20 protein-coding genes and 1 other annotated feature are annotated in these 22,078 nt (G+C 56.7%); of the genes, 15 read left to right on the top strand and 5 right to left on the bottom strand.

Going from position 1 to position 22,078, the window contains the following annotated elements; translation table 11 throughout:
- The first annotated feature begins 226 nt into the window (after positions 1–226).
- Positions 227–2,146, top strand: coding sequence for a murein transglycosylase (gene sltY, locus OJ965_RS18045; protein ID WP_009092246.1), 1,920 nt, complete (start codon positions 227–229; stop codon positions 2,144–2,146).
- 45 nt (positions 2,147–2,191) lie between these two features.
- Positions 2,192–2,512 (top strand): trp operon repressor, encoded by a 321-nt coding sequence (trpR, locus tag OJ965_RS18040; protein WP_058957753.1) that lies wholly within the window; start codon positions 2,192–2,194, stop codon positions 2,510–2,512.
- Here trpR and yjjX read toward each other — a convergent pair whose 3' ends face one another.
- Positions 2,513–3,031: an inosine/xanthosine triphosphatase gene (yjjX, locus tag OJ965_RS18035; protein WP_265137252.1), complete on the bottom strand. Its 519-nt coding sequence runs from the start codon at positions 3,029–3,031 to the stop codon at positions 2,513–2,515.
- Between the two features lie 93 nt (positions 3,032–3,124).
- Between yjjX and gpmB the strand changes: the two genes are divergently transcribed.
- Positions 3,125–3,772, top strand: a complete 648-nt coding sequence (gpmB, locus tag OJ965_RS18030) for a 2,3-diphosphoglycerate-dependent phosphoglycerate mutase GpmB (protein WP_046101183.1) — start codon at positions 3,125–3,127, stop codon at positions 3,770–3,772.
- Positions 3,773–3,812: 40 nt separating this feature from the next.
- Here the strand turns inward: gpmB and robA are convergent, their stop codons facing one another.
- Complete coding sequence (gene robA / locus OJ965_RS18025; protein WP_009092241.1) at positions 3,813–4,694, bottom strand: MDR efflux pump AcrAB transcriptional activator RobA; 882 nt, start codon at positions 4,692–4,694, stop codon at positions 3,813–3,815.
- Between the two features lie 192 nt (positions 4,695–4,886).
- Between robA and creA the strand changes: the two genes are divergently transcribed.
- The gene (creA, locus tag OJ965_RS18020) at positions 4,887–5,360 is read left to right on the top strand and encodes a protein CreA (protein WP_009092240.1); all 474 of its coding nucleotides are present in this window, start codon (positions 4,887–4,889) and stop codon (positions 5,358–5,360) included.
- Between the two features lie 48 nt (positions 5,361–5,408).
- Here the strand turns inward: creA and arcA are convergent, their stop codons facing one another.
- Entirely contained in the window at positions 5,409–6,125 is a 717-nt protein-coding gene (arcA, locus tag OJ965_RS18015; RefSeq protein WP_009092239.1) for a two-component system response regulator ArcA, read from the bottom strand.
- A 609-nt stretch (positions 6,126–6,734) separates the two neighbouring features.
- Here arcA and OJ965_RS18010 point away from each other — a divergent pair.
- The 5 genes from OJ965_RS18010 to thrC all read left to right on the top strand — a co-directional run bounded on the left by OJ965_RS18010 (position 6,735) and on the right by thrC (position 12,460).
- Positions 6,735–7,421 (top strand): tRNA/rRNA methyltransferase, encoded by a 687-nt coding sequence (locus OJ965_RS18010; RefSeq protein WP_009092238.1) that lies wholly within the window; start codon positions 6,735–6,737, stop codon positions 7,419–7,421.
- A 205-nt stretch (positions 7,422–7,626) separates the two neighbouring features.
- A complete protein-coding gene (thrL, locus tag OJ965_RS18005; RefSeq protein ID WP_111209051.1) occupies positions 7,627–7,695 on the top strand; it encodes a thr operon leader peptide in 69 nt (22 codons plus the stop codon).
- Positions 7,634–7,752: a sequence feature (Thr leader region), on the top strand. Its footprint overlaps the gene before it by 62 nt.
- A 26-nt stretch (positions 7,753–7,778) precedes the next feature.
- Positions 7,779–10,241, top strand: coding sequence for a bifunctional aspartate kinase/homoserine dehydrogenase I (gene thrA, locus OJ965_RS18000; RefSeq protein ID WP_265137249.1), 2,463 nt, complete (start codon positions 7,779–7,781; stop codon positions 10,239–10,241).
- 2 nt (positions 10,242–10,243) lie between these two features.
- Positions 10,244–11,173, top strand: coding sequence for a homoserine kinase (thrB, locus tag OJ965_RS17995; RefSeq protein WP_009092236.1), 930 nt, complete (start codon positions 10,244–10,246; stop codon positions 11,171–11,173).
- Between the two features lie 3 nt (positions 11,174–11,176).
- Complete coding sequence (gene thrC, locus OJ965_RS17990; RefSeq protein WP_009092235.1) at positions 11,177–12,460, top strand: threonine synthase; 1,284 nt, start codon at positions 11,177–11,179, stop codon at positions 12,458–12,460.
- 36 nt (positions 12,461–12,496) lie between these two features.
- On the opposite strand, the gene yaaA is transcribed toward thrC, so the two are convergent.
- On the bottom strand, positions 12,497–13,270 hold the full coding sequence (yaaA, locus tag OJ965_RS17985; protein ID WP_009092234.1) for a peroxide stress protein YaaA: 774 nt from the start codon (positions 13,268–13,270) through the stop codon (positions 12,497–12,499).
- Positions 13,271–13,479: 209 nt separating this feature from the next.
- On the opposite strand from yaaA, the gene tal reads away from it, so the two are divergent.
- The 3 genes from tal (at position 13,480) to OJ965_RS17970 (ending at position 16,558) form a co-directional block, all read left to right on the top strand.
- Positions 13,480–14,433: a transaldolase gene (tal, locus tag OJ965_RS17980; RefSeq protein WP_009092233.1), complete on the top strand. Its 954-nt coding sequence runs from the start codon at positions 13,480–13,482 to the stop codon at positions 14,431–14,433.
- 125 nt (positions 14,434–14,558) lie between these two features.
- The gene (gene mog, locus OJ965_RS17975) at positions 14,559–15,146 is read left to right on the top strand and encodes a molybdopterin adenylyltransferase (RefSeq protein ID WP_009092232.1); all 588 of its coding nucleotides are present in this window, start codon (positions 14,559–14,561) and stop codon (positions 15,144–15,146) included.
- A gap of 104 nt (positions 15,147–15,250) precedes the next feature.
- Positions 15,251–16,558 (top strand): MFS transporter, encoded by a 1,308-nt coding sequence (locus tag OJ965_RS17970; RefSeq protein WP_265137247.1) that lies wholly within the window; start codon positions 15,251–15,253, stop codon positions 16,556–16,558.
- A gap of 32 nt (positions 16,559–16,590) precedes the next feature.
- Here OJ965_RS17970 and satP read toward each other — a convergent pair whose 3' ends face one another.
- Positions 16,591–17,166 carry an acetate uptake transporter gene (gene satP, locus OJ965_RS17965; RefSeq protein ID WP_265137246.1) on the bottom strand — a complete coding sequence of 192 codons (576 nt, stop codon included), beginning with the start codon at positions 17,164–17,166 and terminating at the stop codon, positions 16,591–16,593.
- A gap of 296 nt (positions 17,167–17,462) precedes the next feature.
- Between satP and dnaK the strand changes: the two genes are divergently transcribed.
- The 3 genes from dnaK to nhaA all read left to right on the top strand — a co-directional run bounded on the left by dnaK (position 17,463) and on the right by nhaA (position 22,006).
- Positions 17,463–19,373, top strand: a complete 1,911-nt coding sequence (gene dnaK, locus OJ965_RS17960) for a molecular chaperone DnaK (protein ID WP_009092227.1) — start codon at positions 17,463–17,465, stop codon at positions 19,371–19,373.
- Between the two features lie 104 nt (positions 19,374–19,477).
- On the top strand, positions 19,478–20,623 hold the full coding sequence (gene dnaJ, locus OJ965_RS17955) for a molecular chaperone DnaJ (protein ID WP_009092225.1): 1,146 nt from the start codon (positions 19,478–19,480) through the stop codon (positions 20,621–20,623).
- Positions 20,624–20,827: 204 nt separating this feature from the next.
- Entirely contained in the window at positions 20,828–22,006 is a 1,179-nt protein-coding gene (gene nhaA, locus OJ965_RS17950) for a Na+/H+ antiporter NhaA (protein WP_033736405.1), read from the top strand.
- Positions 22,007–22,078 lie beyond the last annotated feature (72 nt).

The raw sequence follows: 22,078 nt of genomic DNA, 5'->3' as shown, positions 1-22,078 counted from the left end.
AAGGGTGTGCCACTTTTTTAAGCTGATGATTCAACGCCTTAAAGTGACAGGTGATAAGTTTTTCTGATGATTATTTGCACAATGACGGCGCGCAGGCTGAACGATGACGGTGCGTTTAACCGTCGCGTGCGTAAATATTGTGAAGAACATGGCAAGAGTCTGATGCCCTGGTTAGCATGAAGACTGCCTGGCAACTCGCCGGCGCCCAGCAACAGAGGAGATTTACGTGGTGAAGTGGCGTAACTGGATGATAGGGATCTGCCTGGTCGGTACGGCCAGCAGCGCATGGGCCGATTCGCTTGATCAACAACGGCAACGTTATCAACAAATTAAACAGGCGTGGGACAGCAATCAGATGGCTACCGTGGAGCAGCTGTTGCCCACGCTTCAGGATTATCCGCTCTATCCTTATCTGCAATATCGCCTGCTGGCACAGGATCTCGATCAGGAGACCGCCCTGGCCGTACAGAATTTTATTCGCCAGTATCCCACGCTGCCGCCTGCGCGCTCGCTCAGCACCCGCTTTATCAATGTGCTGGCTTACCGGCAGGACTGGCAGGGCGTGCTGAATTTCAGCCCGACCGAACCGAAACCGGTGCAGGCGCGCTGCAACTGGTACTACGCCAAATGGGCCACGGGTCAGCAGCAGGCCGCGTTTGATGGCGCGAAGCAGATCTGGCTGCGCGGCACTGCGCTGCCTGCCGACTGCGATAAGCTCTTCTCGGTCTGGCAGTCATCGGGTCAGCTTTCACCTATCACAATCCTGGAGCGTATCCGTCTGGCGATGAAGGCGGGTAACGACAGCCTGGTGAGCTATCTGGCGAAAACCCTGCCGGCAGATTATCAGACCATGTCTGACGCGGTGCAGGCGCTGCAGCAGGACCCGCTGACGGTCAGCACCTTCGCCAGCGCCGTCGGACCCACCGACTTTACCCGCCAGGCGACGATTTACGCCTTTACCCGCGTGGCGCGGCAGGATATGGAAAACGCCCGCAGCCTGATCCCGATTCTGGTCCGGGCGCAGAAAATGGGGCCGGAAGATGAGCAGGCGCTGAAAGAGATCGTGGTCTGGCGCATGATGGGCAGCGATCTGACCGCTGAACAGGCACGCTGGCGCGATGCGGTGGTGATGAACAGTGAGTCCACCGCGCTGGTGGAACGCCGGGTGCGGCTGGCGCTGTCGCAGCACGATCGGCGCGGTCTGAACACATGGATCGCCCGTCTGCCGGTGGAGGCCAAAGAGAAGGATGAGTGGCAGTACTGGCAGGCTGACCTGCTGTTTGAGAAAGATCGCAAAGAGGAAGCGGAAGAGATCCTGCGTAAACTGATGCAGGCGCGTGGCTTCTATCCGATGGTGGCCGCTCAGCGTCTGGGGGTGGATTATCCGCTGCAGATTGATGAAGCACCGAAGCCTGACAGTGCTACGGTGCAGGGCCCCGAGCTGGCGCGCGTCCGTGAACTGATGTACTGGGGGCTGGATAACCTGGCGCGCAGCGAGTGGAGCAATCTGATCGGCAGCCGCACACATACGCAGCAGCAGATGCTGGCGCGCTACGCCAATGAGCAGGACTGGTGGGATCTCAGCGTGCAGGCCACGATCACGGCCAAAATGTGGGACAGTCTGAAAGAGCGGTTCCCGCTGGCGTGGCAGAGCGTTTACGAGCGCAACACCCAGGTGAAGCAGATTCCGCCAAGCTATGCGATGGCGATTTCGCGTCAGGAGAGTGCCTGGAACCCGAAAGCGCGCTCGCCGGTCGGGGCGAGTGGTCTGATGCAGATCATGCCTGCCACCGCGGCGCACACCGTGAAGATGTATGACATCCCCGGCTACAGCAACAGCAGTCAGCTGCTCGATCCGGAAACCAATATTCAGATTGGTACCCAGTATCTGGAGTATGTCTACCAGCAGTTTGACCAGAACCGGATTTTCGCCTCTGCGGCATACAATGCCGGTCCGGGCCGGGTGCGAAGCTGGCTGAAAACCAGTGCAGGTAATCTCGACGCCGTGGCGTTTATCGAGACCATTCCGTTCTCTGAAACGCGCGGTTACGTGAAGAACGTGCTGGCCTATGACGCCTACTATCGTCACTTCATGGGCAAGCCTGACAAAATCCTGTCAGATGGTGAGTGGAATCGCCGTTACTAGCTGTGCTAAGCTTCCGTACTCTTTAGCGAGTACGGAAGCCTCTTCATGACCCATTCTCATTCCCCTTCAGCCGAAACCCCTCCGGCCGACGATAGCTGGCAGCGCTTTGTCAGGCTGATGCAGCAGGCCTTTGCCGATGGTCACGCGCTGCCCCTGATGCAACTGATGATGACGGCGGATGAGCGGGAAGCGTTTGGCACACGACTGCGGATTATCGAAGAGTTGATGAAGGGGGAGATGAGCCAGCGCGAGCTGAAAAACGAACTTGGCGTGGGTATCGCCACCATCACCCGTGGCTCTAACAGTCTGAAAGAGGCGCCGCCGGAGCTGAAACGCTGGCTGCAGGCGCATCTGGACGGCGAGTAATTACGACTGATAGAGCGGATGAACAAACGGGCAGAGCGCCAGAATCAGGGCCTGATGATAGACGCTGGCGCGGCTGAGCAGGCCCTGCGTGAACGCCCCGATAGCCCCGCCCTGATGTTTGATATTTTCAATGCCGGTTAACCGCGCCATCTCTTCGCCCAGCTCCCGCCCTTCGCGCAGACCCGCCAGCACCGCTGGCGGCAGCGTGAAGCTGGCTGACCGCGATTCGCCGCGCTGCTTCTGATTCTCTATCACGATACAGGCAAAGGCGCTGTCCTCTTCGATCCCCGCCTCAATCGCCACCCAGAATGACGCTTCAGGCCGCACCTGACGGGCATTCATTACGCGCTGACGTGCGCCCGTTCGTGTTTCGAGGTGGCTCAGCGGCTGGGCGGCAACACCACTATCGACCCCGACCCCTTCAATATGGCAGGATCCCTCTCCGAAAACGTCGTTGAATGCCTGCGCAATCGCGTGAATCTTCGCTGGATTGGTGGTGGCTGCGACAACATGGTACATAATTAATTGAACCCTCAGATGGTTAAGCGCCTGGCCCATCAGGCTACAGACAGGCTCTAAGGCGATTCTGGTCGCAGTATAACGGAAACTACTATGTTACAGGTCTATCTTGTTCGTCACGGTGAAACGGTTTGGAATGCGGAACGTCGCATTCAGGGGCAGTCCGACAGTCCGCTGACGGAAAAAGGTGAACAGCAGGCGCATCAGGTGAGTGAACGCGTGAAACATCTGGGTATTACCCACGTTATCACCAGCGATCTCGGCCGCACGCGCCGCACCGCGGAGATTATCGCGGATGCCTGTGGTTGCACGGTGACGCTCGATCCGCGCCTGCGGGAACTCAATATGGGCGTGCTGGAGAAGCGTCCGCTGGATGGCTTAACCGCCGCAGAAGAGCAGTGGCGTGCCACGCTGGTGAACGGCACCGAAGGCGGGCGCATCCCGGAAGGGGAGTCCATGTCCGAACTGGCAGCGCGCATGCACGCCGCGCTGAATGCCTGTCTCGACCTGCCGGCCGGGAGCCGTCCGCTGCTGGTCAGTCACGGTATGGCGCTGGGATCGCTGGTCAGCACCATTCTCGGTCTGCCTGCCTGGGCGGAACGCCGGCTGCGTCTGCGAAACTGCTCGCTCTCGCGGGTCGATTATCAGCAGAGCGCCTGGCTGGCCGAAGGGTGGATTGTGGAGATGGCGGGCGATATCTCCCATCTGGATGCGCCCGCACTCGACGAGCTGCAGCGCTGAAGGTCTGCAGGCCGCCGTCGTGAGGACGGCAGCCTGAATATCAGCTGACCGGGGTCTGGCGGCGAATCGGAATCAGATATTCGCAACGGATCTCTGTCGGCGGCTCGGCACGCTTTTTACCGCCGTGGGTATAAAAGCGTTCAATATCCTGCCCCTGACGGCGGGTCAGCCCCAGCGTCGGCATGCAGGTGCCGTAGAGCAGCAGGATGAACTCCTGCAGGTTGACGCGCGGGCCGGTGTAGGTGAACTGCACATAATCGCCCGCTTCCAGAATGACGTTCTGACCGGAGTGCAGGCTGCCCGCGCTGTCAGCCGGCACCGCTGTGGTGTAGAGGATCTCCTGCTCGTCATCTTTTTCCTGGCTGGCGCGCACCTGATGCAGGCCATACAGCACCGGCGGCACGGTATCCGTTTCCAGCAGGAACTGCTTCCAGAAGTGAATCCGCATCTCGTCACGGTAGCTGGAAATCTGCTCCAGAATACAGGTGTAGTTCTGGGTCTGACCCACCAGCACCGTTTCCGGCAGGGTGACGAAGGTCGGTTCCGGCTGCGTCTCATTGTCCAGACGGATAGGGGGACGAATACCGAAGGAATTCCAGTCGGAAGCGCGACGATACCAGGCCGGCGTCTGCGCAAACTGCTTCTTGAAGGCGCGGGTAAAAGTCTGTTGTGAATCAAAGCGATACTGCAGTGCGATGTCCAGAATCGGACGGCTGGTCAGGCGCAGCGCCACCGCCGCTTTAGACAGGCGACGCGCCCGGATATAGGCGCCGATCGCATGTCCGGTCACGTCTTTAAACATCCTTTGTAAGTGCCATTTAGAGTAACCGGCTTTCTGGGCAACGTTGTCCAGTGAAAGGGGTTGATCCAGATGGCTCTCCAGCCAGACAAGCAAATCGCGAATGATACCGGCTTGGTCCATAAAACATCCTCATACTCTGGTGGTGCAGCTAAATGCATCGAAGAATATTAGCACTCATTGCTCAAAAGACGTGGGCCGTTTTCCGGGGAAGATTGTGCTAAATCAGTGCGGGCATAACCCGTTTTGGTTTTGTCATTATATCGATTGACAGTACATTACATGTTCATCTATTCAATTTGCAATGGTAACCCCATGACAAGACCTCGTCTTATCCTCGCTGCGCTGACCGCACTGACCTTTTCCAGCCCGCTGCTCGCCGAACAGATCGGCTCTGTCGACACGGTGTTTAAGATATTCGGGCCTGACCACAAGATTGTCGTTGAAGCCTTCGACGATCCGGATGTTAAAAATGTAACCTGCTATATCAGCCGGGCGAAGACCGGTGGGATTAAAGGCGGGCTGGGGCTGGCTGAGGATACCTCCGATGCGGCGATTTCGTGCCAGCAGATTGGGCCAGTGGAGCTGAGTGAGAAAATCGCGCAGGGCAAAGCGGAGGGGGAGGTGGTCTTCCGCCAGCGTACCTCGCTGATCTTCAAAAAGCTGCAGGTGGTGCGCTTCTTCGATAAAAAGCGTAACGCCCTGGTCTATCTGACCTACTCCGATAAGGTCGTCGATGGTTCACCGAAGAATGCGATCAGCGCCGTGCCGATTATGCCGTGGCACTGAACATAAAAAAAACGCCCGCAGGGGCGTTTTTTTCAGGCTTACCGCAGCTTACTCATGCAGGTCGCCGCAGAAGCGGTAACCTTCACCATGGATGGTGGCGATGATTTCAGGCGTGTCCGGCGTCGATTCGAAATGCTTACGAATACGACGGATGGTCACATCCACGGTGCGGTCGTGCGGCTTAAGGTCACGGCCGGTCATTTTTTTCAGCAGATCGGCACGGGTCTGAATCTTGCCCGGATTTTCGCAGAAGTGCAGCATGGCGCGGAACTCACTGCGTGGCAGTTTATAGTGCTCGCCGTTCGGGTTGATCAGTGAGCGGCTGTTGATATCCAGCTCCCAGCCATTGAATTTGTAACTCTCAACCTGACGGCGCTCTTCGCCCGGCATGGCGAGATTCATGGTGCGCGACAGCAGATTACGGGCACGAATCGTCAGCTCACGCGGATTGAACGGTTTGGTGATGTAGTCGTCAGCGCCAATTTCCAGACCGAGAATTTTATCAACTTCGTTGTCACGGCCGGTCAGGAACATCAGGGCGACATTGGCCTGTTCGCGCAGTTCACGGGCCAGCAGCAGGCCGTTTTTACCCGGCAGGTTGATGTCCATGATCACCAGGTTAACGTCATTGTCGGTCAGCACCTGATGCATTTCTGCACCATCAGTCGCCTCATACACCACATAACCTTCTGCCTCGAAGATGCTCTTGAGGGTGTTACGCGTGACCAGTTCGTCTTCAACGATAAGAATGTGCGGGGTCTGCATGTTTAGCTACCTAAAATTTGCCAACAAATTGAAAACAGGGCGTACAGCGGTATGGCGTTCTCCATCATCGAGAGCAGCGGGCCGCGCTGAACCGTTGTACGAAATCATATTTTGATAAGCCATCTATCAACGTCAACAACAGTATTAGCTCAGCCAGTCAGGATGAAAATTGCATGCCCCAGGCGAGAATGATAATGGCGCATATCCTAACTGCATTAACAGCAACCTAACAGCACCAACTACAACCGATAAGCATAAAAACAACGCTTCGTTGACTTATATCAAATGCAATTGTAGCACGTTAACACTTTTGTGAAAAACTTCTCGTAGATTGCCCGTTTAGCTCACAAAAAGCATCATTTTCATTACATTTTTCACGCTTCGGTTCCAAAATGAAACCCACTGGTAATCACATTCTATCCTGTTGAACTTAAATGTATTAATAGTGGTTTCTTTAATAAAGGCCGCTTCGCCGGTAAAAAGATTCGGATCGCTTTTTTTAACCGGTTTTAACAATGTTAATCACCGCTTTTCTTATTCGCTTCCGCCCGCTGAATCCTGAACAGTCATGTTAATATGGCGTTATGTAAATGGACCAATGGAATAAATATGCTCTTCCCCCTGATTCTCGTCTCGCCCGCGCGGCCAGAAAATATCGGCGCTGCGGCGCGCGCCATGAAAACCATGGGCTTCAGCCAGCTGCGCATTGTCGCCAGCGACGCCTGGCAGGACCCGGCCGCGCGCCGGGTCGCGCATGGCGCGGGTGAGATCCTCGATAACGTCCAGACGTTTGCAACGCTGGCTGACGCATTAGCTGACATCGACTTCTCCGTCGCCACCACTGCGCGCAGCCGGGCAAAGTTTCGCTACTACGCCACGCCAGAGCAGGTTGAAACACAGCTGCTGGAGAAGCGTCAGTGGGTAAAGAGTATGGCGCTGGTATTTGGCCGCGAAGACAGCGGGCTGACCAATGAGGAGCTGGAGCAGGTCGATCTGCTGACCGGCATCCCGATGGCGAATGACTATCCGTCACTCAATCTCGGCCAGGCGGTGATGGTCTACTGCTATCAGTTGTCGAAGCTGAATCAGGTTGAGGCTCCGCTTACCGCCGCCGCAGACGGGCAGCAGTTGCAGGCGCTGCGGCAGCGCTTGCATCAGCTGCTGGCGCAGCTGGAGGTGAGTGATGATGAGAAACTCTCTGACTGGATCGATCAGCGGGTGGGGCTGCTGGAACAGCGCGACACGGCGATGCTGCATCGTCTGCTGCACGATATTGAAAAAAAACTCGCAGATTAATCCTCGGCGAAAATCTGATTTTGCAGTAACAGATCGCAGAGAAGTTCAGCATCGCAAACGATCAAAGAGCGTTTTACGATTTCGCCGGTGGCTCTGCGCAGTCAGGGAAACGGGCCCGCCGGACAAATCGGGTTGACTTAATGTGCGCTTTGCTTTACTTCTGGATGCCAGACGGACAGACAAAGACAGACAGAAAAAAATCTCAATGCGTAAAATCAGCCTGAACACCACAATTATTACCATCACCATTACCACAGGTAACGGTGCGGGCTGACGCATACAGGAAAAACAGAAAAAAAGCCCGCACCTAACCAGTGCGGGCTTTTTTTTCGGCTTAAATTCAGGAGAGTTTATATCATGCGAGTGCTGAAATTCGGCGGGACCTCGGTAGCGAATGCGGAACGGTTTCTTCGCGTCGCTGACATTCTGGAAAGTAATGCGCAACAAGGACAGGTTGCAACCGTGCTCTCTGCGCCAGCAAAGATCACTAACCACCTGGTGGCGATGATTGAAAAAACCATCAGTGGTCAGGACGCTTTGCCGAATATCAGCGACGCTGAGCGCATCTTCAGCGAGCTGCTGCAGGGGCTCGCTGAGTCACAGCCTGGCTTTGAATATGAGCGGCTGAAAACCCGCGTGGACCTGGAGTTTGCGCAGCTGAAGCAGGTGCTGCACGGCATCAGCCTGCTGGGGCAGTGCCCGGACAGCGTCAATGCGGCGATCATCTGCCGCGGTGAAAAACTCTCGATTGCCATTATGGAAGCGCTGCTGCAGGCACGCGGTCATGAGGTCAGCGTGATCGATCCGGTAGAGAAGCTGCTCGCTGTCGGTCACTACCTGGAGTCCACCGTCGACATCGCCGAATCGACCCGTCGCATCGAAGCCAGCCAGATCCCGCCGCAGAATATGATCCTGATGGCGGGCTTTACCGCCGGCAACGAGCGTGGTGAGCTGGTGGTGCTGGGCCGTAATGGCTCAGACTACTCGGCGGCCGTACTGGCAGCCTGTCTGCGCGCCGACTGCTGTGAAATCTGGACCGATGTCGATGGCGTCTATACCTGCGATCCGCGTCAGGTGCCGGATGCGCGCCTGCTGAAATCGATGTCCTATCAGGAAGCGATGGAGCTCTCCTATTTCGGCGCCAAGGTGCTGCATCCCCGCACCATTGCGCCTATCGCACAGTTCCAGATCCCGTGCCTGATCAAAAACACCGCCAATCCGCAGGCGCCCGGCACCCTGATTGGGGCAGAAGGCGAGCAGGATGAGAATCCGGTGAAAGGCATCACCAACCTGAATAACATGGCGATGGTTAACGTCTCCGGTCCCGGCATGAAAGGGATGGTCGGAATGGCGGCCAGGGTGTTTGCGGCGATGTCGCGCACCGGCATTTCCGTGGTGCTGATCACCCAATCCTCGTCTGAATACAGTATCAGTTTCTGCGTGCCGCAGAGCGAGCTGGCGCGGGCGCGTCAGGTGCTGGAAGAGGAGTTCTATCTGGAGCTGAAAGATGGCCTGCTGGACCCGCTGGATATCATTGAAAATCTGGCGGTGATCTCGGTGGTGGGCGATGGCATGCGCACCCTGCGCGGCATCTCAGCCAAATTCTTCTCGGCGCTGGCGCGCGCCAACATCAATATCGTGGCGATTGCGCAGGGCTCCTCTGAACGTTCCATCTCCGTCGTGGTTAACAACGATGAAGTGATCACCGGGGTGCGCGTGGTGCATCAGATGCTGTTCGCCACCGATCAGGTTATCGAAGTCTTTGTGGTGGGCGTCGGCGGCGTCGGCGGTGCGCTGCTGGATCAGTTACATCGCCAGCAGGCGTGGCTGAAGCAGAAGCATATCGACCTGCGGGTCTGCGGCATCGCCAACTCGCATGCGCTGTTAACGAATGTTCACGGCATCGATCTGAGCCACTGGGAAGCGGCATTAAGCGAAGCCAAAGAGCCTTTCAATCTGGCGCGCCTGACCCGGCTGGTCAAAGAGTATCATCTGCTTAATCCGGTGATTGTGGACTGTACCTCCAGCCAGGCGGTCGCCGATCAGTATGCCGATTTTCTCAGCGAAGGTTTCCACGTGGTGACGCCGAACAAAAAGGCTAACACCTCATCCTGGAACTACTACCAGCAGATGCGTGCCGCCGCAGCCAAATCGCGCCGCAAATTCCTTTATGATACTAACGTCGGTGCCGGTCTGCCGGTGATCGAAAATCTGCAGAACCTGATGAATGCGGGTGATGAGCTGCTGCGCTTCTCCGGCATTCTGTCTGGCTCGCTCTCCTTTATCTTCGGCAAGCTGGATGAAGGCGTCTCCCTGTCTCAGGCGACTCAGATGGCGCGGGAGATGGGCTTTACCGAACCCGATCCGCGTGACGATCTCGCCGGCACAGACGTGGCGCGTAAGCTGCTGATCCTGGCGCGTGAAGCGGGTCATCAGCTGGAGCTGACGGATATTGAGATTGAGCCGCTGCTGCCCGCCAGCCTGACCGACATTGCAGACGTTGAGCAGTTTATGCAGCGCCTGCCCGAGCTGGACAACGCCTTTGCCGCGCGGGTTGCGCAGGCGCGTGATGCGGGTAAAGTGTTGCGCTATGTCGGCGTGATCGAAGAGGGCGGCATCTGCAAAGTCAGAATTGACGCCGTAGACAGCAACGATCCGCTCTTTAAGGTGAAAAATGGCGAGAATGCGCTGGCATTTTACAGCCGCTACTATCAGCCGATCCCGATGGTGCTGCGCGGGTACGGTGCAGGAAATGATGTGACAGCGGCCGGTGTCTTTGCCGACCTGCTGCGCACGCTGTCATGGAAGTTGGGAGTTTAAAAATGGTAAAAATTTACGCACCGGCCTCGATTGGTAACGTCAGCGTCGGCTTCGATGTGCTGGGCGCGGCGGTTTCGCCGGTGGACGGTTCCCTGCTGGGTGACTGCGTCTCCGTGGAGGCGGCAGAGCACTTTTCACTGACCAACGCCGGACGTTTTGTCAGTAAGCTGCCCGCCGATCCTAAAGAGAACATCGTTTATCAGTGCTGGCAGCGCTTCTGCGAGGCGGTAGGCAAAGAGATTCCGGTGGCGATGACGCTGGAGAAGAACATGCCCATCGGCTCCGGGCTGGGCTCCAGCGCCTGCTCGGTGGTGGCCGGTCTGGTCGCGATGAATGAATTCTGCGGTAAGCCCCTTGATGACAGCACCCTGCTGACGCTGATGGGCGAGCTGGAAGGGCGCATCTCCGGCAGCGTTCATTACGATAACGTAGCGCCCTGCTTCCTCGGGGGCATTCAGCTGATGCTGCAGGAGAATGAGATTATCAGTCAGGCCGTGCCCGGCTTTGATGACTGGCTGTGGGTCATGGCCTATCCGGGCATTAAAGTCTCGACCGCCGAAGCGCGCGCGATTTTACCGGCGCAGTACCGCAAAGAGGAGTGCATCAAGCATGGCCGCCTGCTGGCGGGCTTCATTCACGCCTGCCACACGCGTCAGCCGCTGCTGGCCGCTAAACTTATGCAGGATGTCATTGCTGAACCTTATCGCACCAGACTGCTGCCGGGCTTCGCCGAGGCGCGACAGGCGGCCAACGATATCGGCGCACTGGCGTGCGGTATCTCAGGCTCTGGTCCGACACTTTTCGCCGTTTGCAATCAGATGGAAACGGCACAGCGGATGGCTGACTGGCTGAGCCAGCACTATCTGCAGAACGATGAAGGCTTCGTCCATATCTGCCGTCTCGACACGGCTGGCGCACGACAATTGGGATAACGCATGAAACTCTACAATCTTAAGGATCACAACGAGCAGGTCAGCTTCGCCCAGGCGGTGAAACAGGGTCTGGGATCACAGCAGGGTCTGTTCTTTCCGCTGGAACTGCCGGAGTTTGAACTGACAGACATCGACGCGATGCTGGAGATGGATTTTGTCAGCCGCAGCAGCAAAATTCTGTCGGCTTATATTGGTGATGAGATCCCGGCCGAACAGCTGCATGAGCGTGTTAAAGCCGCGTTTGCGTTTCCGGCACCGGTCAAAGCGGTCAGTGAAGATGTGGCCTGTCTGGAGCTGTTCCACGGCCCGACGCTGGCGTTTAAAGATTTCGGCGGCCGTTTTATGGCGCAGATGCTCTCCTATGTTTCCGGTTCAGACGAGCAGATCACGATTCTGACCGCGACCTCCGGTGATACCGGTGCGGCCGTGGCCCACGCCTTCTACGGCATGGAGAATGTGCGTGTGGTGATCCTCTATCCACAGGGCAAGATCAGCCCGTTGCAGGAGAAACTCTTCTGTACGCTGGGCGGCAACATCGAAACTATCGCCATCGACGGCGATTTCGATGCCTGTCAGGCGCTGGTCAAGCAGGCGTTCGATGATGAAGTGCTGAAAAAGACGATTGGCCTGAACTCAGCGAACTCCATCAACATCAGCCGCCTGCTGGCGCAGATCTGCTACTACTTTGAAGCGGTGGCGCAGCTGCCGCAGGAAAAACGCAATCAGCTGGTGGTTTCCGTACCAAGCGGCAACTTCGGGGATTTAACGGCGGGTCTGCTGGCGAAATCACTGGGGCTGCCGATCAAGCGCTTTATCGCCGCCACTAACGCCAATGACACGGTGCCGCGCTTCCTCGGAAACGGCGAGTGGCAGCCTAACCAGACGGTCGCGACCCTGTCGAATGCGATGGATGTCAGCCAGCCGAACAACTGGCCGCGTGTGGAAGAGCTGTTCCGCCGTAAAACCTGGCGGCTGACCGACCTGGCCTGCGGTGCGGTCTCTGACGAAACCACCCGTGCCGCCATGCGTGAACTGGCTGAGATTGGCTACATTTCTGAGCCCCACGCCGCCATCGCCTGGCGTCTGCTGCGCGATCAGCTGCAGGAGGGCGAGTATGGCCTGTTCCTTGGCACCGCCCATCCGGCCAAATTCCGTGAAAGCGTGGAAGCGATCCTTGAGCAGACCCTGACGCTGCCGCCGGAGCTGGCGGAGCGTGCGGAACTCCCGCTGCTGTCGCACCAGATGCAGGCGGACTTTGCCGCGCTGCGGGCATTCCTGCTGAAATAATCTTTCCCGGCTGCGGGAAAGAGAAGACGCGCGGGGCTACTGCTCCGCGCGCTTGAACACCAGCTCGCTTTCGCTGCTGCTGACTGCATCAAAACGGTAGCCTTCCAGATCAAACGCCTTAAGCTGCTCCGGCTTTGTCAGGCGCTCCTGAATCACATAGCGACTCATCAGGCCGCGCGCCTTTTTGGCGTAGAAGCTGATGACTTTGTAGCTGCCATTTTTCTCATCCAGGAACACCGGCTTAATCATCTGCGCCTGTAGCGCTTTCGGTCTGACCGCCCGGAAATATTCATCTGAGGCGAGGTTGATCAGGACGTTGTCGCCCTGTTCCGCCAGCGCGGCGTTCAGCGTTTCGGTGATGAGGTCACCCCAGAAGGTATAGAGGTCTTTACCTGCCGGATTCGCCAGCCGAATGCCCATCTCCAGCCGGTAAGGCTGCATAAGATCGAGTGGGCGCAGCACGCCATACAGGCCAGACAGCATACGCAGGTGCTGCTGGGCAAAATCGAAATCCTGATCGCTGAACGTCTCCGCCTGCAAACCGGTATAAACATCGCCTTTAAACGCCAGAATCGCCTGGCGGGCATTCTGCGGCGAGAAGTCGGGCTGCCAGCTGTTAAACCGCTCGGCATTCAGGTGCGCCAGTTTGTCGCTGATGCCCATTAACGAGGCGATGCTGGCCGGTGACAGGTCACGCGCAATCTCAATCAGCTGTTGTGACTTTTCTAACAGCGCAGGCTGGGTATAGCGGGTTGTCGCCAGCGGGCTGTCATAATCCAGCGTCTTGGCGGGAGAGATCACCATCAACATAGTTGCTTCCTCGTTTAATGCCTGCTTTAACAGGATATTGGCGGCTTATCAGGCTCCGCAGTGTAGCAAAAAAGCCGCAAAGAATGACGAATCACACCTATTTGTTCGCGCTATCGTAAACGGCATTCCCTGACCTTGCGCCACCGTTGGCGCGTGATATTATCGCAACAGCCTTTTTTCACACTGACAGTTAACTAAGAGAAAAGAACATGACGGACAAACTTACCTCCCTGCGTCAGCTCACCACCGTCGTTGCCGACACCGGTGATATCGCAGCCATGAAGCTGTATCAGCCGCAGGATGCCACGACTAACCCTTCTCTGATTCTTAACGCCGCGCAAATCCCTGAATACCGTAAACTGATCGATGAAGCGATCGGCTGGGCGCGTGAGCAGAGCAGCGATAAAGATGAGCAGCTGCAGCTGGTTTCTGACAAGCTGGCCGTAAACATTGGTCTGGAAATTCTCAAACTGATCCCGGGCCGTATTTCGACCGAAGTGGATGCGCGTCTCTCTTACGACACCGAAGGCAGCATCAATAAAGCCCGTAGTCTGATCAAACTCTACAACGATGCCGGTATCAGCAATGACCGCATCCTGATCAAACTGGCCTCAACCTGGCAGGGTATCCGCGCCGCGGAGCAGCTGGAAAAAGAGGGCATCAACTGTAACCTGACGCTGCTGTTCTCCTTCGCTCAGGCGCGTGCCTGTGCCGAAGCGGGCGTTTTCCTGATCTCTCCGTTTGTGGGTCGTATTCTCGACTGGTACAAAGCCAACACCGACAAAAAAGAGTACGCAGCACACGAAGATCCCGGCGTGGTTTCTGTTTCTGAAATCTATAACTACTACAAGCAGCACGGCTATGAAACCGTCGTGATGGGCGCCAGCTTCCGTAACACCGGCGAAATCATCGAGCTGGCTGGCTGTGACCGTCTGACCATTTCGCCTGCGCTGCTGAAAGAGCTGGCCGAGAGCGAAGGAACCCTGGAGCGTAAACTGAGCTACAGCGGTGAAGTGAAAGCGCGTCCGGCCCGCATGACCGAGTCTGAGTTCCTGTGGCAGCACAACCAGGATCCGATGGCGGTGGCGAAGCTGGCAGAAGGCATCCGCAACTTTGCCGTTGATCAGGGCAAACTTGAGAAGATGCTGGCAGAACTGCTGTAATCCTCCGATCGTGACGGCGCAGGCCGTCACGGTTTTCCCTTTTCCGACCCTTTCACTTTGTATTATCCTTTCGGCTATTCCCCTTTTATTCCACCGCACCGCGGTCATTCACAGCGAAGCTAACCATGAATACATTACGCATTGGCCTGATCTCGGTTTCCGATCGCGCCGCGAACGGCATCTATCAGGATCAGGGGATTCCCGCGCTGGAGAGCTGGCTCAGCACGGCCATCAGCAGCCCGTTCGAAATGGAGTCCCGACTGGTGCCGGACGAGCAGCCGATGATTGAGCAGGCGATTTGCGAGCTGGTCGATGAACGCTTTTGCCATCTGGTGCTGACCACTGGCGGCACCGGCCCGGCCCGGCGCGACGTCACTCCCGACGCCACCTTAGCCGTCGCCGATCGGGAGATGCCCGGATTCGGTGAGCAGATGCGCCAGATCAGCCTGCAGTTTGTGCCGACCGCGATTCTGTCGCGTCAGGTTGGCGTGATCCGTAAGCAGTCACTGATTCTCAATCTGCCTGGTCAGCCAAAGTCGATCAGGGAGACGCTGGAGGGGCTGAAAGATGAGCAGGGCAACGTCAAAGTCCACGGCATTTTTGCCTCTGTACCTTATTGTTTACAGCTACTGGAAGGGCCGTATGTCGAAACCCATCGCGACGTGGTAGCAGCATTTCGGCCTAAAAGCGCGATACGTGAGATAAATAACTAAATATTGTCCATTTCAGGCATAAGCTATAGCCCGGCTGGTGTGGCAAAAGATTGACGGTATAGTAATCAGAACTTTACAACCCGATCTTTTGCCTCTGGACTATTATGAACCTGACCTCTACGCAGCGTCTGACCGGTAAGGATTACAGAACCCTGGCGCTGGCCGCACTGGGCGGCGCGCTGGAATTTTACGACTTCATCATTTTTGTCTTCTTCGCCACTGTCATTGGCGAACTCTTTTTCCCCGCCGATATTCCCGAGTGGCTGCGCCAGCTGCAGACCTTTGCCATTTTTGCCGCCGGCTATCTGGCACGTCCGCTGGGCGGCATCGTGATGGCCCACTTTGGCGATAAAGTGGGGCGTAAGAAGATGTTCAGCCTGAGCATTATGCTGATGGCGCTGCCGACATTGATGATGGGCGCGCTCCCCACCTGGCAGACTATCGGCGTTGCCGCACCGTTACTGATGCTGCTGATGCGGATGCTGCAGGGGGCGGCGATTGGTGGCGAGGTGCCGGGAGCCTGGGTGTTTGTCGCTGAGCATGTGCCCTATAAACGCATCGGTATCGCCTGTGGCACACTGACGGCCGGGCTGACCATCGGGATTTTACTGGGGTCGCTGGTGGCAACGCTGATCAATACCTCACTCTCACCCCAGGCAATTCATGATGGCGGCTGGCGCATTCCGTTCTTCCTCGGCGGCCTGTTCGGGCTGGGCGCGATGGTGCTGCGCCGCTGGCTGCATGAGACGCCGGTGTTTGTGGAGATGCAGCAGCGTAAAGCGCTCTCCAGTAAGCTGCCGCTGAAAACAGTGCTGGCTGAACATAAAAAATCGGTCGTCATTTCCATGCTGCTGACCTGGCTGCTCTCCGCCTGCATCGTGGTGGTGATCCTGATGTCCCCGGTCTGGCTGCAAAAACAGCTGGGCATTGCGCCTGCGCTGACGTTGCAGGCCAACAGCCTGGCCACCGTCATGCTCTGCTTCGGCTGTATTATTGCCGGCCTGGCGGCCGATCGCTTCGGTGCCAGCCGTACGCTGTGTGTCGGCAGCCTGCTGCTGGCGATCTGCTGCTGGCAGTTTTATCATCTGACTGCACTCTATCCGCAGCAGCTCTTCCTGCTGTATGGACTGGCCGGCCTCAGCGTTGGCACCGTGGGCGCCGTGCCGTTCGTGATGGTGCGTGCCTTTCCGGCGGAAGTCCGTTTTACCGGTATCTCCTTCTCCTACAATCTCGCCTATGCGATTTTCGGCGGCCTGACACCGATTTTTGTGTCGCTGCTGATGAATGTGTCGGTGATGGCCCCATGCTGGTATGTGATGGCACTGGCGCTGGTGGGACTGGTGACGGGGATCTGGCTGCGGCGTGATATCAGCCACGAGCCAGAACTGCATCAGAGGGTTAATTCGCTGTAGTGAAATGACGCGGAGCCTGACTCCGCGTCTTATTATGATTGATGCGGCTTCTCGCCCGTCGGCAGAACGGTACGGCCAAAGGTTTCGTTCAGCACTTCCCCCATGGCCAGATAGCAGGCGCTGGCGCCGCAGAGAAGGCCAACCCAGCCTGCCGTGGTGACCAGCGCAGGCAGATGCATCAGATGCGCTACGGCCAGCAGCAGAAACAGCAGCGTGAGCGTGGCGAAAACAAACTGCAGCATCCGCGCACCTTTCAGCGTGCCGACAAACATAAACAGCGTGAAGATGCCCCACAGAAGCAGCCAGGCCCCCAGAAATCGTTCGTCGGGGGCGTTCGCGAGGCCCATTTCCGGCAGCAGCAGAATCGCCACAAAGCTTAACCAGAACATCCCGTAAGAGGTAAAGGCCGTCAGCCCAAAGGTGTTATTCTTTCTAAACTCCAGCAGGCCTGCCAGCACCTGCGCAATCCCACCATAAAAAATCCCCATGGCCAGAATCGCGACGTCCATCGTGAACAGGCCCGCGTTGTGCAGGTTGAGTAAAACCGTTGTCATGCCAAATCCCATTAATCCCAGCGGGGCAGGGTTGGCCAGTGTTGAATTTGCCATAGTTCCTCGGCGGTCAGTAAACGTTGATGATAAAAAGCGCTCCGCTTCACTCCATCGAGCGGAGCGGCGCATCATATTCAGCGTTCTGCCTGGGTTCTTTGATCCCGACCGGGCCAGAGGTGAAAATTTTTTTTGGTTTAACCCTTGATGCGCATCGAAGCGGCCCCATTTACTTCTCATCGAGCGTTGTGAACGTTGGAAAAAAAGCATGTGCTGGCAGGTTGAATGCAAACAACCCGCCCACATAAAAGGTTCACAACCCAAATTGGCAACGAATTTAAGTGGGAGATGTTTAGATGGGTAAGATTATTGGTATTGACCTGGGTACAACCAACTCTTGTGTTGCGATCATGGATGGCACCAAAGCACGCGTGCTGGAAAATGCCGAGGGCGATCGCACCACGCCTTCAATTATTGCGTACACACAGGATGGCGAAATTCTGGTCGGTCAACCGGCTAAACGTCAGGCAGTGACCAACCCGCAGAATACCCTGTTCGCAATTAAGCGTCTGATCGGTCGTCGCTTCCAGGACGAAGAAGTTCAGCGTGATATTAAAATCATGCCGTACAAAATCGCCAGCGCTGACAACGGCGACGCCTGGCTGGAAGTGAAAGGCCAGAAAATGGCACCGCCGCAGATTTCAGCTGAAGTGCTGAAGAAAATGAAAAAGACCGCCGAAGATTACCTCGGTGAGCCAGTGACCGAAGCGGTGATCACCGTTCCGGCATACTTTAACGATGCACAGCGCCAGGCGACCAAAGATGCAGGCCGCATCGCGGGTCTGGAAGTTAAGCGTATCATTAACGAACCAACCGCTGCTGCACTGGCCTACGGCCTGGACAAAGGTCAGGGTAACCGCACCATCGCCGTGTATGACCTGGGTGGTGGTACCTTCGATATCTCCATCATCGAGATCGACGAAGTTGATGGCGAAAAAACCTTTGAAGTTCTGGCAACCAACGGTGATACCCACCTGGGTGGTGAAGACTTCGACAGCCGTCTGATTAACTATCTGGTAGCTGAATTTAAGAAAGATCAGGGCATCGATCTGCACAACGATCCTCTGGCGATGCAGCGTCTGAAAGAAGCCGCAGAGAAAGCGAAAATCGAGCTCTCTTCCGCTCAGCAGACCGACGTTAACCTGCCGTACATCACTGCAGATGCGACCGGTCCTAAGCACCTGAACATCAAAGTGACCCGTTCTAAACTGGAGTCACTGGTTGAAGATCTGGTTGCACGCTCAATCGCGCCACTGAAAGTTGCGCTGCAGGATGCGGGCCTGTCGGTTTCTGACATCAACGACGTTATCCTGGTCGGTGGTCAGACCCGTATGCCACTGGTTCAGGCGAAAGTCACCGAGTTCTTTGGTAAAGAGCCACGTAAAGATGTGAACCCGGACGAAGCCGTTGCTGTCGGTGCTGCGGTTCAGGGTGGTGTACTGGGTGGCGACGTGAAAGACGTGCTGCTGCTGGACGTAACCCCGCTGTCACTGGGTATCGAAACCATGGGTGGCGTGATGACGTCGCTGATCAGCAAAAACACCACCATCCCGACCAAGCACAGCCAGGTCTTCTCGACTGCTGAAGATAACCAGTCAGCCGTGACCATTCACGTGCTGCAGGGTGAGCGTAAGCGCGCCAATGACAACAAGTCACTGGGCCAGTTCAACCTTGACGGTATCCAGGCTGCGCCTCGCGGTATGCCGCAGATCGAAGTCACCTTCGACATCGATGCGGATGGTATCCTGCATGTGTCGGCGAAAGATAAGAACAGCGGTAAAGAGCAGAAAATCACCATCAAAGCCTCTTCCGGTCTGAACGACGAAGAGATCGAAAAAATGGTGCGTGATGCGGAAGCGAACGCAGAAGCTGACCGTAAGTTCGAAGAGCTGGTACAGACGCGCAACCAGGGCGATCAGATTGCCCACAGCACGCGTAAGCAGCTGGAAGAAGCCGGCGACAAACTGTCAGCAGACGACAAAGCGCCAATCGAAGCCGCACTGGCCGCGCTGGAAACTGCGCTGAAAGGCGAAGACAAAGCGGAAATCGACGCCAAAATGCAGGCGCTGATGGAAGTGTCCGGCAAACTGATGGAAGCCGCACAGCAGTCTCAGGCAGGTGCAGCCGATGCCGGTGATGCGTCAGCGAAGAAAGATGACGACGTTGTCGATGCTGAATTCGAAGAAGTAAAAGACAACAAGAAATAATTGCCCCTGACCGGGCGCGACGGCTGGCCTGACAGTCGTTGAAACCAGCACGGGCGTCGGAGATCTCTCCACGCCCGTGCGATCATGTTAAGGGCTAAATAAACATGGCGAAGAGTGATTACTACGAGATTTTAGGCGTCGCCAAATCCGCGGACGAGCGTGAAATCAAAAAGGCGTACAAACGCCTGGCAATGAAATTTCACCCGGATCGTAATCCCGGAGATAAAGAAGCCGAAGCCAAATTCAAAGAGGCTAAAGAAGCGTACGAAATCCTGACCGATGCGCAGAAGCGTGCGGCCTACGATCAATATGGTCATGCAGCTTTTGAACAGGGCGGCATGGGTGGCGGTGGATTCGGCGGCGGCGGCTTTGGTGGCGGCGGTGCAGACTTCAGCGATATCTTTGGCGACGTATTCGGTGACATCTTTGGTGGTGGACGCCGTCAGCGCGCATCCCGCGGCGCCGATTTACGCTACAACATGGAGCTGACGCTGGAAGAAGCGGTACGCGGCGTGACCAAAGAGATCCGCATTCCAACGCTGGAAGAGTGTGATGTCTGCCACGGCAGCGGCGCGAAACCAGGCACGCAGCCACAAACCTGTTCGACCTGTCACGGTGCAGGCCAGGTGCAGATGCGCCAGGGCTTCTTCACCGTTCAGCAGGCCTGTCCGACCTGTCACGGTCGCGGCTCGGTGATTAAAGATCCGTGCAACGCCTGTCACGGTCACGGTCGCGTTGAGAAGTCGAAAACGCTGTCAGTGAAAATCCCGGCCGGGGTCGACACCGGCGATCGTATCCGTCTGAGCGGAGAAGGCGAAGCGGGCGAGCAGGGCGCGCCAGCGGGCGATCTCTATGTTCAGGTCTCGGTGAAGAAACACCCGATTTTCGAACGTGAAGAGAATAACCTCTACTGCGAAGTGCCGATTAACTTTGCGATGGCGGCGCTGGGCGGTGAGATTGAAGTGCCGACGCTGGATGGACGCGTGAAGCTGAAAGTGCCGTCAGAGACCCAGACCGGCAAGCTGTTCCGCATGCGCGGACGCGGCGTGAAATCTGTCCGCGGTGGTGCGGTTGGTGACCTGTTGTGTCGCGTCGTGGTGGAAACACCGGTCAGCCTGAACGAGAAACAGAAATCGCTGCTGCGTGAACTGGAAGAGAGTTTTGGCGGTCCGAGCGGCGAGCACAACAGCCCGCGCTCCAAGAGCTTTTTCGACGGTGTGAAAAAATTCTTTGACGACCTGACCCGATAAACCGGGAAAGATAAAACGGAGCCCTGGGCTCCGTTTTTTTTGGCCTCTGATCAGGGATGCTGCACACCAACTGCTCCGCAGCGTAGCCGGGCCTGCGGATGTTCCGGTCAACGCGAGCGACAACGCCGGGCACAAGCTGCTGTTAACGGGCGATATGAGTCGTTACACTTATTCACTTTCACTCGCCGATCAGGAAGATAAACGTTGAATAAGCCTCGGAAACTCAGAAACCTCCTCAGGAGCTTCATTGAAAGTGATGCCAGTAACGGCATGATATTAATCCTGGCAGCCGTGGCGGCCATGATCCTCGCCAATACCGCTGCGACGGCCGAAGGCTATCAGGCGTTACTGAATGAGCCTGTCCAGATCCGCTTTGGTGCGCTGGATATCAGCAAAAATCTGCTGTTATGGATAAACGATGCGCTGATGGCGCTGTTTTTCCTGCTGATTGGGCTGGAAGTGAAGCGCGAGCTGAGGGTCGGTGAACTCGCAAGCCGGGAGAAGGCAATCTTTCCGGTTATCGCAGCCCTGGGAGGCATGGCGCTGCCCGCCCTGATCTTTCTGGCTTTCAACCACGGTGATGAGATTGCCCGCAACGGCTGGGCGATTCCCACGGCAACGGATATCGCGTTTGCACTGGGGGTGCTGGCCCTGCTCGGCAGCCGGGTTCCTGCTGCGCTGAAAGTGTTTCTGATGGCGCTGGCGATTATCGATGATCTGGGGGCGATTGTGATTATCGCCCTGTTCTATACCAGCGGCCTGTCGATGCTCTCTCTGGGCGTGGCGGCAGCGGCGATTGTGGTGCTGGCCCTGCTGAATTACTTCAACGTCCGCAAAATCTCGATCTACATTCTGGTGGGCATTGTGCTCTGGACCGCCGTCCTTAAGTCGGGTGTTCATGCAACGCTGGCAGGCGTTATCGTGGGCTTCTTTGTGCCGCTGGAGAAGAGAGAGGGGCACTCGCCAGCAGAGCATCTGGCGCACGGCCTGATGCCGTGGGTGAACTGGCTGATTCTGCCGCTGTTTGCCTTTGCCAATGCCGGTATTTCACTCGCCGGTATTACGCTGGGCGATATCCTGTCACCGGAACCGGCAGGCATCATCTTTGGCCTGTTAATCGGCAAACCCCTGGGCATTACGCTCTTCTGCTGGCTGGCCGTCAGATTGCGGCTGGCGGTATTGCCTGGCGGCACCACCATCCGCGATATCATGGCGATCGGCGTGCTGTGCGGTATCGGCTTCACGATGTCGATATTTATCAGTTCACTGGCCTTTGATGCCGCCCATGAGCAGCTGGTGACGTTCTCTAAGCTGGGAATTCTGACCGGTTCTCTGCTCTCCGCCGTATTGGGATATAGCCTGTTACGGGTCAGGCTGCGTTAAGAGAGGGGAGGCGAAAGCCTCCTTTTTTCGCCCTGCATCACCCTCACGGGGAATGGCGGTGCGGCAAATGAC

The organism is Pantoea anthophila, from assembly GCF_026104315.1.
In the GTDB taxonomy this organism is placed as follows: domain Bacteria; phylum Pseudomonadota; class Gammaproteobacteria; order Enterobacterales; family Enterobacteriaceae; genus Pantoea; species Pantoea anthophila.
The sequence above is the reverse complement of the archived record's forward strand: the minus strand, read 5'-3'. Positions and strand labels throughout refer to the sequence as shown.